The organism is Nocardiopsis metallicus, assembly GCF_014201115.1.
GTDB lineage: Bacteria > Actinomycetota > Actinomycetes > Streptosporangiales > Streptosporangiaceae > Nocardiopsis > Nocardiopsis metallicus.
Genome location: NZ_JACHDO010000001.1, coordinates 5,445,230 through 5,457,899 on the forward strand (window position 1 = coordinate 5,445,230; position 12,670 = coordinate 5,457,899).

Consider the following 12,670-nt stretch of genomic DNA (forward strand, 5'->3'; position numbering starts at 1 on the left):
GGGGACGAGTCGACATGTCGGCAACAACAGTGGGCTCCGGCGGGCTCCCGCCCAGGGCGCCGCGCAAACTGGCACCTGATCTGGCACGCGGTGTCATGCTGTTGCTCATCGCGATGGCCTACGCGGGCGTGTACGCCGGGGTCGGGTTCGGCACGGACGTCTCGGGGGAGGCGTTCCACGACCGGGCGGCGTCGCTGTTCACCACACTCTTCCTGGACAACCGAGCCTTCCCGATGTTCGCCATCCTCTTCGGCTACGGCATGGCCTGGATGGTCTCCCGGCAGCGGGCGCGGGGCACTTCGGAGCAGGAGGTCCGTCGGCTGCTGCGGCGCCGTGGCGGCTTCCTGCTGCTGTTCGGCTTCGTGCACGCGTTCTTCGTGTTTCCCGGCGAGATCCTCGCTTCATACGGTCTGGCGGCGCTGGTCACCGGCTGGCTGCTGCTGCGCTCGAACCGTGCGATCGTGCGCGCCGCCGTGGTGTTCGCGGTGTTCTACGCGATCACGGTGCCGCTCTCGATGGTCGGCATGGCCATGAGCGGTACGACGGAGGGCGCGGAGGACAACTGGGCCCTCCCCGGTTACCTCACCGCGGAGGACTGGATCGGACGCCTGGTAGGCCTGCCCATCAGTCCGCTGTTCATCGCCTTCGCCTACCCGCTGCTGTTCCTGGTCGTCATCGGGTACCGGGCGGGCCGCGCCGGCCTGCTGGACGACCCGGCGGCGCACCGGGGGTTCCTCACCGGGGTCGCGGTCGTCGGCATCTCGGTCTCCGTGCTGAGCGCGCTGCCGATCGCGCTGGCCGTGCAGGGCGTCCTGTCCCCCGGAGCGCTCACCGAAGGGCTGTACATGGCCCTCCAGGTTCTCAGCGGGGTCCTCGGCGGTGCCGGGTACGCGGCGCTGTTCGCCCTGTGGGGTACCCGCCTGGAGCAGACACGGGGCCCGCTGACCCGGGCGGTCGCGGCCATGGGCCAGCGCTCCCTGACCTTCTACATCCTCAACTCGGTACTGGTCGCGGTGGTGCTCCACCCGGATCTCGTCGGGCTGGGCACCGTGACGGGCGGTGCCGGTGCGCTGCTGGTGGCGGCGCTGGCCTGGTCGGTGAGCCTGGCGCTGGCCGCCTGGCTGGCGGTCCGCGACCGCCCGGGCCCGCTCGACCAGCTGATGCGCCGCTGCGTGTACGGCGGCCGCAAGGCACGCCGAGCAGCGCAGGAGCCGAGAAAGCCGTAGCCGAGGGTTGGAGCAAGCAGAATCGGACGGGGGTGGGGGCCTTGCCGGGTCCTCCCCTTTGACCCGGGGCCCGCGCCACCCCCGTCGCTCAGCCTGGACCCGACCGCGTATGCGGCGGGTTCAGGCGAGTTCGCGGCCGGACGGCTGTCCGGCGACCGAGATGCGCAGCACCGTCGGGAGCCGGTCCAGGTCCAGGGAGAGACGCAGTCTGGCAAGCGCCTCGTTGCGACACCGTTGCCACACGGCGACGGGGTCGGCGTCCTCGGCGAGGACCAGGTCCAGCAGCAGGCAGGGTTCGCGCGGGGACTCGGTCAGTTGGGCCCGGCCCCGGCGCACCCCCGGGTAGGCGCTGATCTCACTGGCCAGGGCCTTACAAGCAGCACGGGCGACCACGTCGGTGCGGCCCCCGTCCCCCTCGGCCAGGTGGAGCGAGGACACCCGTGCCGAGCGCCCCTGCACGAGCAGCCAGCGCAACGCCGCCACGACCGCCAGCACCGCCAGTGCCGCGACCGCGTACGGAATCCAGGGGGCGGCCAGCAGCGGAGCGGCCTGCCCGGCGACCGACCCGAGGGTCTCGTCCGCGCTCCCCGCGGCGAAGCGGGGGAAGGGCCCGTACACCAGCAGGGGCACGACCGCCCCCGCCGCCAGCAACAGCACTCCCATGAGGGCCAGCCCCTGCCGGTTGCCCCGGGCGGTGCGGCGGGCGCGGCGGTGCGGGTAGCGCTTCACCGGAGACCTCCCTTCACCGGCCGGACCTTGGCGCGCACGCGCACCGGGCGGGCCGGGCCGAGCTCGAGGACGCGTTCCCGAACCCCGCTCTCCACCCGTGTCCGCAGTCCGGGGGCGGTGTGCTCCGGGGTGCGGACCATGACCCGGACGGTGCGGCTGCGGATACGGGCGCGGGCCCCGGCGACGCCGTCCACCTCCTGGGCCGCGCTCTCCGCGATCCGGCACAGCCCCCGCCGGGACAGGCCCACGACCAGGTCACGGTCGTCGGTGCGCAGCACCATGTGGCTGCTCTGGCCCGGAACGAGCGCGGTGAGCAGCAAGTACAGGCCGATGACGGCGGTCGTGGCGGAGGCGATGATCATCTCCGGCCCCGCCCATCGGGCGCCGATGGCCGGTTCGGAGACCCGTTCCAGCGGTACGAACCGCAGCGGAGCCCCGACCAGCACGGCGATCAGTTCGGCCGCGGCCAGCCCCGCGACCAGCACGGTCACGGTGCTGACCACGACGGCCGCGGTGGACCTGCGCGGCCGGAAGGTGCGGACCGCCACACGGTGGGCGGAGCGCGCGTCGGCTTCGGACGGCGCCGGTCCCGGGGGCATGCCGGACCCGGTCGGGTCGGATGCCCCCGGGTTGGAGATCGTCGCGCTCACCACCGCGCACCCCCGCCCTCGTGCTCACGGGTGAAGAGGGTGGACAGGTCCGTCTCCCCGGCGTAGGCGCGCCCGGCAAGGAACCCGGCGATGCCGAGGACCAGGACGAGGAGGAAGGCCCCGAACCCGCCGAAGTAGGCCACCAGGCCGAGGACGGACCCGTAGGTCAGACCGACGATCGACCACATCGTTCTTGCTCCTTACTGGTGTGGGGGAGGGATGCTCTAGCGGACCCGGGGCTCGGCCGGGGTGTCCTGGGAGTCGTCGTCGGGCAGGTGGATGTCGTCGACGGTCACGTTGACCTCGGTGACCTCCAGCCCGGTCATGCGCTCCACCCCGGTGGTGACGTTGCGGCGCACGACCCCGGCGAGGTCGGGGATGGAGATGCCGTACTCCACGACCAGGTTGATGTCGATGGCGGTCTGGGTCTGGCCGACCTCGACGGAGACGCCGCGGGCGGCGGTGTTGGTGGAGGTGGAGCCGGGGATGCGCTCCCGGACGGCGTCGAAGGCACGGGCCGCTCCCCCGCCCATCTGGTGAACGCCGCGGACCTCGCGGGCGGCCATCCCGGCGATCTTGGCGACGACGTGGTCGGCGATGTCGGTGCGCCCGTTGTCCGTGGCGCGGTCGGTGCGGTCGGGGGTCCGGTCGGTGCGGGCGATGTCGGTGCGGCTTCCGGCGCCGGCGCCGTTGGACTGGCTGTTGTCCAGGGCGGCAGGGGCGGGGGCCTCGTGGATGTCGGTGCGGGCGGTCCCGGGGTTCTTGGCTGCCATGGGGTGCTCCTGATGGTCGGTTCGGATCGGTGCCGACGGCCCTTCTGTGCGGGCCGTCGTATGGAGGACACGGGAGAGGGGGGTTGGCTCACGCGGAAACCAGTGTGACCTGGAACACATTTGATGATCGCGAAAATGCTACGTAATGTAGTTAACTTCTGGCGACAAGTAGTTACCCCGGCTCCGGGAAAGCTGGATCCCGCAGATGCACACGGATACGGACACCGCAGCACTACCGGAGAGCGTGCTCGTGGAATGGGCGCAGGACGGCGACGACCGCGCCTTCGAGGCCCTCGTGCGCCGCCATCAGGACGTCGTCTACCGCATCGCCCTCCGTACCCTCGGCAACGCCGCCGAGGCCAGGGACACCGCGCAGGAGGCCCTCATCACGGCCTGGCGCAAGCTCCCCGGCCTCCGGGACCCGCACACGTTCCCGGCCTGGCTGCACCGCATCGTCGGCCGCCTCGCGCTGAACGCCCTGCGCGCCCGCCGCCCCGAGGAACCCGCCGAGGAGGACGCAGAGTTCAGGGAGAGGGGCGCGGGCCCCGCCGACCGGGCCCTGGCCACCGACCTGAACGAGGCCCTGCGCGAGGCCCTGTCCGGGTTGCCACCCCCACAGCGGATCTGCTGGGTACTTCGGGAAATGGAAGGATTGGGCTATGAGGAGATAGCGGAGATCGTCGACACGACCCCGACCGCCGTACGCGGACGCATCCACCGCGCGCGTACCCATCTCGTGGAGGCGCTCGAACCATGGCGGTAGACCCGTCCGACGACCACGAACAGCTGCCCTGCGGCACCTCCGCCGACGCACTCCTGGACCACCTCCGGGAGGGCACCGCCACGGCGCACGAGCGGACCTGCCCGCACTGCCTGGCCGCCGCGGAGGAGTTCCGACCGCTGCTGTCCGCTCTGGGATCGGCCCTGAGCGAGAACCGCGAGGTCACCGCCCCGTCCGGGCTCCTGGACGACGTGATGCGCACGGTACGCGCCGAAGGGCGCTCCGGGGAGACCCTCCGCCTGCCCGCCCCCGGTCCTCGGTCCGGTTCCGACCCGGACTCCGGCGGCGCGCCCGGGAACACCCGGATCCGCCACTCCGCCGTCTCGGCGATGCTGCGCGCCTGCGTGGACCCGGCGGAAGGGCTGATCGTCGGCCGCTGCCGGATCAGTCACACCCCGGACGGGCTGGCCGTCACCGCCACCGCCCGGGTGCTGGCCGGTACCGTCATCCCCGACGCCACCGCGGCGGCCAGACGCGCCATGGCCGCCTTCGTGGCGGACCGGCTGGGCCTGCGGGTCGCGCGGATCGACATCGACGTCACCGACGTCATCGATCTGGCCTGAAACGCGCCCGCGGCCGAGCTGATCCCGCCCACGTGAGGCGGGGAGATCCGGCTGACCGGCCACGGATTCGAGGAGGGGCGGACCTACCGGGCCACGCCCTCCGACGGGGCGGGCGACACGCGGCCAGCGGGCGAGTTCGCGGGGGTGGCGGTGAGCCCGTGGTGAGCTCCTCCTGAAGGTCCCCGGAAGGCCTCCGGAGGGCTGCCCTCGCAGGCGATCGCCAGGTCCGGACCCTGGCACCTACGGCTGCCCCGGCCCTCTCATTCACCCTGGGTGACAAGGCCTGAGCGAAGTGGTGAGCGGCATCACTCTCCGTCGTTACCGCGTGGACACAGAACGACGAACGGGCGCAACCTCGGCTTGGCACCTTCGAGGGCATGGACGCTTTCAGTGGCAGCCGTGGAACCGACGACCACCAAGGATTCTTCGGGCGCGAGGTACTGGAGATGGGGACCCTGCTGTTCGCCGCCGGAGCGGCGCACCTGCTGGTGGTCTCCCTGGGACACAGCGACAGCGGGGTCCGGACCCTGATCGTGCTGGGGGTCCTGCTCCTCGCGTTCTCCGCCCTGCACCGCTGGCGCAGGCACCGCCGAACCCGCCGTCAATCACCCGCCTATCCCGCGGCGGCGGCCGCCCTCGCGCGGCCCCGCCCCGGCTCCCCCGTGGAGGACCGGCTCTGGAGCGTGCGCGTCACCGTAGCCGACGTCCCCGGCGGGCTGGCCGCCCTCACCGGCCGGTTCGCGGCGCTCGGGGTCGACATCCGCCTCATGCAGGTCCACCCGGACGGCACCGACGCCGTCGACGAGTTCTTCGTGAGTGTTCCCCCGACCGTCGACGAAGCCGACCTGCGCCGGGCGGTGCGGGACGCCGGAGGCCGCCGCGCCGTGGTGCGCACCGCCGATGTCCACGAGCTCAGCGACACCACGAGCCGCACCCTCACCATGGTGGACGCGCTGGTCACCGGCTCGACCACCCTCGAACGCTGCCTGCTCGCCCTCGCCGCCGCCCACGACGTCCGCCGCGCACCGACGCCCGTGGGCTCCGAGGATCACGCGGTCTCCGACGGGTCACGCGCGCCCCAGCCCCGGGAGGAACTCCTCGGTACCACCATGCTCCTGCCCGCGCCCGGCGGCGGCACCCTGACCGTCCACCGCGCGGGGCTGCCGTTCACCCCCGTGGAGTTCGCCCGCTGCCGTGCCCTGGCCCAGGTGGCCTGTTCCCTGGAGTCCCGTTCCCTGGAGGGGAGACCGGACCACCGCTGACCGGTGGGCTCCGCCCGTGGCCGGGTAGGGATCCGTCGTCGCCCCGTGTGGCGCCCGTCGTGAACCGGGGCGGTGCGCGGGGCGTCGGAGCACCGCGGGTCCCGGACGGGACCCGCCCCCGGAGCGAAAGGCACCACCATGACATCGGACCTGCCCGGCGCCTGGAAGACGCTGGAGGCGGGCGACGCCCCGGCCGCGGTGCGGTCCCTGCGCGCGAGCGCGGACGACCTTCCGGTGCGGGACCTGGCCGAGTTCAGCGCCGCGGTCGCGCGCGACCAGGGCCTGGACGATCTCGCGACCGTGTCCGAAGCCCTGCGGGAGCAGCCCGACAGCGCCCAGGCCTGCTACGACTTCGGGTTCGAGTGCCTGGAGGCCGGGGCCCCGCACCTGGCGGTCCCGGCGCTGCGGGCCGCCCGTGCGCTGGCACCCGCGGCGGCCCCGGCCCTGTGGGAGCTGGTCTCGGCCCTGGAGGACGAGGAACGGCACGCCGACGCGGTGCGGGAGCTGCGCGCCTGGCGGGGCGACCTCCCGGACTGGCCCGGCGGCTACCTGCTCGCCTACAACGCCCTGTGCTCCGGGGACGTGGGCACCGCACGGGAGGTCCTGGACCACTTGTCGACCCCCGGGGACGACAGCTGGGACCTGGCCCACGACCGGATCACCCGGATGGTGGACCGCGCCGGGACCGCCCGTACGGCGGGCGCCCTGGACGGCCAGGACCTGCGCGGCTGGCAGTTCACGCTGACCGGGTCGATCCTCGGGCACCTCTCCCCGTTCGGCTTCGACGAGGGCATGAACGGCCGGTTCGCCCACCTCGGCGACCAGTACGCCCTGTGCCGGAACGGTCTGCTGAACCTGGCCGCGGTTCTGGAGGCCGCCGGGACGCGGCCGGACGCGGTCATGCCGCTGCCGGACCGCTCCAGCCGGATCCTCGGCCTGGCCGCCGCACGGCTGCTGGACCTTCCGGTGGTCCCGGTGGACCCTGAGCGTTCGGACGCCCTGGTGGTCGCCTACGACCTGAACGACAGCGAACCCGAACTCCTGCGCGCGCTGGTGCCCCGCGCGCCCGGCCAGATCCTGTTCGAGCGCGCCTCCTGCTGGACCTCCCCGCCCGGGGTCAGCGCCGACGTGGTCGACGTGCTGCACCAGCACGTCGTCGAGCCGTGGGGCGAGACCCTCCGCATGCCGCCGGGTCCGGACAGCGAGGTCGAGCGGATCCCAGCGGACGACTCCCCGGAGGGGGAACTGGCCGAGCGGATCCTGGCAGCCGAACCCGAGGAGGGGGAAGAGGACCGGGGCGCGGCGCTGGTGCCCTTCGCCGAGGCGGTCGCGGACCACTGGGCCCGGGGCCCGCGCCTGCCGGTGGCGACATCCGGCCCGGTGCGCAGCTCCCGCTTCGAGTAGTCCGGGCAACTCGGGTAGTGGGCCCGTCGCCGGAGACCGGAGCGTCGCCGAGGAGCCCGAACCCCGGAACCGCCGGTGACCCGGCGGTTCCGACGGCGGCGGCCCCGGGTCCGGGACAGCGGCGGACTTGTGGGTAAATGGGACGTATGGTTTCCCCCCGATCACCCTTCGCAAGGAACCCCGTCCGAACGACCACCCTCACCCTCGGGGCGGCCTGCGCCCTGGCGGTGGGATCGCCGCTGCTGGCCGCACCGGCGCACGCCGTACCCGCTCCCGCCCCGGCGGCCGCCTCCTCCCCCGCCACGGTGGAGGTGACCTCGGACCTGCGCACCGGCGACACCGGCGCCCAGGTGAGCGCGCTCCAGGAGCGGCTGTCCGCGCTCGGCTACTGGATCGACGGCGTGGACGGCCATTTCGGCCTGCACACCGAGCACGCCGTACTGGCGCTCCAGAAGGCCGCCGGGATCGACCGGGACGGGATCGTCGGCCCCGACACCCGGGCCGCGCTCAGCGCGGGCACGGTCCCCTCCGCCACCACGGAGTCCGGTTCGGTGGTGGAGATCGACCTCGAACGCCAGCTGCTGCTGGTCGTCACCGACGGCGAGGTCAAGAGCGTGATCCACACGTCCACCGGTTCCGGTCAGCCCTACGAGGGCTCCGACGGTTCGGAGCGGATCGCCACCACGCCCACGGGCGAGTACGCGGTCTTCCGGGACGTCGACTCCTGGGACCCGGGACCCTACGGGGCGCTGTACCGGCCCAAGTACTTCAACGGCGGTATCGCCGTGCACGGCTACCCCAGCGTCCCGGCCCAGCCCGCCTCCAAGGGCTGTGCCCGGGTGAGCCTGGCCGCCATGGACTGGCTGTGGGAGCAGGGCCACCTGGACGTGTACGCCACCGTGGTCGTGCGCTGACCCGAACCCCCTTCATGGGCCCGCGCCGTTGTGCGTGGGCCCTTTGCTGTTGTTCAGGGGCTTTACGGGGCTTTCGTGTGCGCGGCACCACATCCTGAGCCGTGTTCGCGCGTGCCTGGCGGGTAGGAGGGGGCTCGTGCCCTTCCTCATCGCCACCTCCCCCGGCCGCCCCGATCACCCGAACGAGGACTTCGCCGCCGCGACCGCCACCTGCGCGGTCCTGCTCGACGGGGTGAGCGCCCCCGCCGACCTCGACAACGGCTGCTCGCACGGGGTCTCCTGGCACACGCGTCGGCTGGGGGCGCTGTTGCTGGCCGGTGCGGACGCGGGGATGAACCTGCGCGAGGCGCTGGCGGACGCGATCACCTCGGTCGCGGCCGCGCACGAGGGGACCTGCGACCTCGGGAACCAGCAGTCTCCTTCGGCGACGGTGGTGGCGGTCCGGGTCGGCGCGGACCACCTGGAGTACCTGGTGCTGTCGGACTCGGTGCTGCTCACCGAGGAGGGCGGGAAGGTCCGGCTGCTCGCGGACACGCGGCTGGACGACCTGCGGCCCCGGTTGGCCCCGGGGACCCCGGCCCGCTCCTGGCGCAACGTCCCGGGCGGGTTCTGGACGGCGGGCGCCAACCCCGGTGCCGCCGAGGAGGCCCTGGTCGGAACGGTTCCCAGGGGCGCGTTCCTGGCGATGACCGACGGCGCGAGCCGCGCGGTGGAGGTCTTCGGGGAGCTGTCGTGGGAGGACTCCTTCGACCTGGCCCGGCGGCAGGGACCGGGCGCCCTGGTGGAACGGGTCCGAGTGCTGGAGGCGGCGGACCCGTCGTGTCGGAGGTATCCGCGCGCAAAGGTCCGGGACGACTCCACCGCCCTGTGGTGGGAACCCTGACCCCTAGTTACGGACACTCTTAATCTCTCATTTTGGGCTCGCCATTTACCGAAAAAGAAAGATCGTTTTCCGGTGGCAAGCAAGTGAACAGGGAAAAGAATGTTCTTGACATTACAGACGTTTCCCACGGGGCCAGAGATCACCTTTGATCCGTTTTCCTAGAAAAGTCCCCAACAGGACACCCCGTGGCGAAGCTACCTTGTCGGAAAGAGACGCACGCCTCCCACAAACCCGGACACCACGCGCTTTCGCGTGTCGTCTTCTTCCGGTAGATTTCCCTGTAACCGATCAGTCGGAGTTCCCGCCACAACGCCCCATCCGACGGCCGGTCTTCTCAGAACCCCCTTGTCCGCATCCGTGCCATACGGGTGCTGGAGATTCTTTCCGTGATCCCGGCCGTCTCGCCGACCGCCGAAAAGGAGGCAGTGTGCGTGTCCCGGGCGTCCTCGAACCGACCGGCCCCAACCGCTCACTCCACCGGGCCGGTTGGCTGGACCGCGTCCCCTCCGAGCCCATGACCCTCCCCATCGATCCCACCGAGAGTGTGCGCCCCGGACCGGAGCAGCGCCCCAACCCCATGGACGCGAACACCCCCGCGGAGTTCCTCCTCACTATGCGCCGCTACCTCGCCTGGGCCGGCGACTGGTCGTACCTGGAACTGGAGTACAAGTGCGGCGGCGTGGTCAGCTCCGCCAAGTTCCAGCGCGCCCTTGAGGGGACCGAACTCCCCGGTTACGTGTTCCTGATGGCCTTCGTGACCGCCTGCGTCGGCACCGACGAGGGCGAACGCCTCCGTTGGGCCACCTCCTGGCACCGCCTGCGCCGCGCCGCCCGCGCCGAGGAGGACGCCCGCCTGCGCGCCTCCCGGCAGGAGGCCCAGCGGCCCGACAACGGCAACCGGCCGCACGGCAGCTGACTCCTGTCCGTCATCCGCTGACTGCTGGCCCCCGGCCGCTGACCACCGCGCTCAGGCGACGGCTCTCAAGCAGGTGAGCAGGTCCTCCACCAGGCCCGCCGGATCGGCACGCCCCATGTCCGGGGTCAGGTGTCCGGCCAGGGCCAGGTCCACCGCGCCGTGGGCCAGGGCGTGCACCAGCGCCGCCGCTCGCTCGGTGTCCCCCGAGGGCAGGCGCCTCTGCCGCTGGGCCGGGGCGACCACCGTGACCAGTACGGCCCTCGCCCCGGCAGCCGCCCGCCCCAGGGACGCGGACTCGCTGTTCCAGGCGCCGAGGACCAGCTCGAACCGGGCCGGGTGGTCCAGCGCCCAGGTCGTGTAACGCAGCAGCGCCCCGCTCAGGGTCTCCGGTTCGGCCGGGGGCAGCGTCCGCAGCGCCGCCCCAGGGCGTCGAGCCCACCCGCCGCGATCTCCGCGAGCAGGTCCTCCTTGTCGGCGAAGTGCTTGTACGGGGTGTTGTGCGAGACCCCCGCCGACCGCCCCGCCTCGCGCGGCGTCACCGCCTCGGGTCCGCCCGAGTCCAGGAGTCGGGCGGCGGCGTCGAGGAGCTTGTCCCGGGTCGTGGTCGACATCCCCGTGGTCACCAGCACCACCACCATGAGCAGGGCCGCGCCGCTCACCACCCCGCCGGTCTGCCGCGGCGCACGGCCACGGAGCGGGCGGTGTCCCCGGTGCGCCGGCACTCCTCGCGGGCACGGCTGACGATGAAGAGTTCGCAGTCGGTGGTCGGTCCGAAGGCGATCACCAGGATGATCGCCCAGCGCCGGCGGTGGGCGAACCGGCCCAGCAGGGGGAACATACGCGCCCCCTTGGTTGACCATGTCAACCCATGGTCGCGAGGGGTGTGCCGCCCCAAGGACAACCGGGCGGCGTGTGGACACTGACAACTCCAGACCTCAGGTTGACGCCGTCAACCACCGCGGGATGCTCGAAGCCCGCCTGACAAGCCTCAGGTGAGCGCCCTCACGCCACACGGAATCCCTCATGGGCAGGGGATTCCCGCCTGTGGTTCGGATCACCGGCAAACCCGGGTCAAGCGGGGATTGCCTTCCCCTGGCCACCCGTTGCACGCGGAGTGTCCCCGCATGGGACCGCACATCAGGTGCCCCACCCGAAGGTGGCTCACGGCGCCGAACACCAACCCCCAGGTTGACCCTGACCTTCCACAGCCATGCTCTGGAGAGCTCGTGAGCCTTACCGCTGTGCGCTCGAACGCGCGCCGAAACAGCCCGAACGACCGCAACATCCAGCACGACGAGCACGTCCGCGACAACCGCGGCCGGAACAGCGGCGCACGTGTGGGCACCTCGCCCTCGCGCCGCTCCGTCGCCATGCTCGTCCTCGTCCTCGGCGTCCTGTCGGCCATCGGCCCGCTCGCCACCGACCTCTACCTGCCCGCGCTCCCCGAGATCACCGCCGACCTCGGGGCCAGCGAGGCCCGGGTCAAGCTGACCCTGACCGCCGTGATGGCGGGCCTGGCCCTCGGCCAGCTGGTCACCGGCCCGCTCAGCGACCGCTGGGGCCGCCGACTGCCCCTGCTCGTGGGAACCGGCGTGTTCACGGCGGTGACGTTCGCGATCGTGTTCGTGTCCTCGGCCGAGTCGTTCATGGCGCTGAGGTTCCTCCAGGGGCTCTCCGCCGCGGCCGGCCTGGTGGTCTCCCGAGCCGTGGTGCGGGACGTGTTCCACGGCGACACCGCAGCCACCTTCTTCTCCCGACTCATGCTGCTCACCGGGCTCGCGCCGATGCTCGGCCCGGTGCTGGGCGGACAGCTGCTGCTGTTCGGCCCCTGGCAGCTGATCTTCGGGGTGCTGGGCCTGACCGGGGCGGCCACCTTCGCCCTGGTGCTGTTCGCCCTGCCCGAAAGCCTGCCGAGGGAGCAGCGGCGGCGACAGGACCCCCGGGTCCTGGCCCGTACGTTCGGCCGACTGCTGCGCGACCCCGGGTTCATCGCGCCGACGATGGTCCTGGCGCTGAGCTTCGGGATGAGCTTCACGTACATCTCGGCGTTCTCGTTCGTGTCCCAGGCCGAGTTCGGGGCGACCGCCCAGCAGTTCAGTCTGATCTTCGGCGTGACCACGCTCGGGATGATCCTCGGCAACCAGGTCAACGTGGTGCTGATTCCCCGGATGGAGCTGCGCCGACGCCTCGGCCTGGGGCTCGCGGGCGCGGTCGCCTCCGTCGGCGGGATGGGCCTGCTGGCAGCGGTCGGCCGAGCCGATCTGGTGACGGTCACCGCGGCGCTGTTCGTGATGATGGTCTTCACCGGTCTCATCTCGCCCAACGCCACCGCGATGGCTCTGTCCGGACAGCCCCCGGAGATCGCCGGGACCAGCTCGGCGCTGCTGGGCACCCTGCAGTTCGGGGTCGGTTCGGCGCTGGCCGCCACCGCGGGTCTGAGCGGCTCCACCACCCTGGCGAGCATGACCGCGGTGATGCTGGCGACGGCGGTGGGCGCCGCCCTGGTGTTCCTGTTCGCGGCCGTGCGCGGTCGCGCCGTCAACCCGGCCGCCTGACCCGCTGGAGCCAA

At 72.4% G+C, this 12,670-nt stretch carries 16 protein-coding genes; 9 read left to right on the forward strand and 7 right to left on the reverse strand.

Going from position 1 to position 12,670, the window contains the following annotated elements; translation table 11 throughout:
- The first annotated feature begins 14 nt into the window (after nt 1–14).
- Nucleotides 15–1,226 (forward strand): DUF418 domain-containing protein, encoded by a 1,212-nt coding sequence (locus tag HNR07_RS23840; protein ID WP_184366878.1) that lies wholly within the window; start codon nt 15–17, stop codon nt 1,224–1,226.
- Between the two features lie 120 nt (nt 1,227–1,346).
- Here HNR07_RS23840 and HNR07_RS23845 read toward each other — a convergent pair whose 3' ends face one another.
- The 4 genes from HNR07_RS23845 to HNR07_RS23860 are packed head-to-tail and all read right to left on the reverse strand — an operon-like array spanning nt 1,347 to nt 3,378.
- Nucleotides 1,347–1,955, reverse strand: coding sequence for a hypothetical protein (locus HNR07_RS23845; RefSeq protein ID WP_184366879.1), 609 nt, complete (start codon nt 1,953–1,955; stop codon nt 1,347–1,349).
- Complete coding sequence (locus HNR07_RS23850) at nt 1,952–2,605, reverse strand: DUF6286 domain-containing protein (protein ID WP_254419442.1); 654 nt, start codon at nt 2,603–2,605, stop codon at nt 1,952–1,954. Before HNR07_RS23850 ends, HNR07_RS23845 begins: the two co-directional genes overlap by 4 nt.
- A complete protein-coding gene (locus tag HNR07_RS23855) occupies nt 2,602–2,793 on the reverse strand; it encodes a hypothetical protein (RefSeq protein WP_184366881.1) in 192 nt (63 codons plus the stop codon). The genes HNR07_RS23850 and HNR07_RS23855 overlap by 4 nt, the downstream gene beginning before the upstream one ends.
- Before the next feature lie 36 nt (nt 2,794–2,829).
- Nucleotides 2,830–3,378 (reverse strand): Asp23/Gls24 family envelope stress response protein, encoded by a 549-nt coding sequence (locus HNR07_RS23860; protein WP_184366882.1) that lies wholly within the window; start codon nt 3,376–3,378, stop codon nt 2,830–2,832.
- A 205-nt stretch (nt 3,379–3,583) separates the two neighbouring features.
- On the opposite strand from HNR07_RS23860, the gene HNR07_RS23865 reads away from it, so the two are divergent.
- From HNR07_RS23865 to HNR07_RS23895, 7 genes are all read left to right on the forward strand, one after another.
- Complete coding sequence (locus tag HNR07_RS23865) at nt 3,584–4,141, forward strand: RNA polymerase sigma factor (protein ID WP_184366883.1); 558 nt, start codon at nt 3,584–3,586, stop codon at nt 4,139–4,141.
- The gene (locus tag HNR07_RS23870; protein ID WP_184366884.1) at nt 4,132–4,722 is read left to right on the forward strand and encodes a hypothetical protein; all 591 of its coding nucleotides are present in this window, start codon (nt 4,132–4,134) and stop codon (nt 4,720–4,722) included. The genes HNR07_RS23865 and HNR07_RS23870 overlap by 10 nt, the downstream gene beginning before the upstream one ends.
- 377 nt (nt 4,723–5,099) lie before the next feature.
- Nucleotides 5,100–5,984, forward strand: coding sequence for an ACT domain-containing protein (locus tag HNR07_RS23875; RefSeq protein ID WP_184366885.1), 885 nt, complete (start codon nt 5,100–5,102; stop codon nt 5,982–5,984).
- A 138-nt stretch (nt 5,985–6,122) separates the two neighbouring features.
- Complete coding sequence (locus HNR07_RS23880) at nt 6,123–7,388, forward strand: hypothetical protein (protein ID WP_184366886.1); 1,266 nt, start codon at nt 6,123–6,125, stop codon at nt 7,386–7,388.
- 146 nt (nt 7,389–7,534) lie between these two features.
- A complete protein-coding gene (locus HNR07_RS23885; protein WP_184366887.1) occupies nt 7,535–8,302 on the forward strand; it encodes a L,D-transpeptidase family protein in 768 nt (255 codons plus the stop codon).
- 136 nt (nt 8,303–8,438) lie between these two features.
- Nucleotides 8,439–9,185 carry a protein phosphatase 2C domain-containing protein gene (locus HNR07_RS23890; protein WP_184366888.1) on the forward strand — a complete coding sequence of 249 codons (747 nt, stop codon included), beginning with the start codon at nt 8,439–8,441 and terminating at the stop codon, nt 9,183–9,185.
- 427 nt (nt 9,186–9,612) lie between these two features.
- The gene (locus tag HNR07_RS23895) at nt 9,613–10,101 is read left to right on the forward strand and encodes a hypothetical protein (RefSeq protein WP_184366889.1); all 489 of its coding nucleotides are present in this window, start codon (nt 9,613–9,615) and stop codon (nt 10,099–10,101) included.
- A gap of 51 nt (nt 10,102–10,152) precedes the next feature.
- On the opposite strand, the gene HNR07_RS35155 is transcribed toward HNR07_RS23895, so the two are convergent.
- Genes HNR07_RS35155 through HNR07_RS23905 form a run of 3 tightly spaced genes read right to left on the reverse strand, consistent with a single transcriptional unit; the run spans nt 10,153 to nt 10,939 of the window.
- Entirely contained in the window at nt 10,153–10,515 is a 363-nt protein-coding gene (locus HNR07_RS35155; protein ID WP_312894077.1) for a WHG domain-containing protein, read from the reverse strand.
- Entirely contained in the window at nt 10,479–10,760 is a 282-nt protein-coding gene (locus tag HNR07_RS35160; RefSeq protein ID WP_312894078.1) for a TetR/AcrR family transcriptional regulator, read from the reverse strand. Before HNR07_RS35160 ends, HNR07_RS35155 begins: the two co-directional genes overlap by 37 nt.
- Nucleotides 10,757–10,939: a hypothetical protein gene (locus tag HNR07_RS23905; RefSeq protein WP_184366890.1), complete on the reverse strand. Its 183-nt coding sequence runs from the start codon at nt 10,937–10,939 to the stop codon at nt 10,757–10,759. Before HNR07_RS23905 ends, HNR07_RS35160 begins: the two co-directional genes overlap by 4 nt.
- A 499-nt stretch (nt 10,940–11,438) precedes the next feature.
- Between HNR07_RS23905 and HNR07_RS23910 the strand changes: the two genes are divergently transcribed.
- Nucleotides 11,439–12,656, forward strand: a complete 1,218-nt coding sequence (locus HNR07_RS23910) for a multidrug effflux MFS transporter (RefSeq protein ID WP_376769982.1) — start codon at nt 11,439–11,441, stop codon at nt 12,654–12,656.
- The last annotated feature ends 14 nt before the right edge of the window (nt 12,657–12,670 follow it).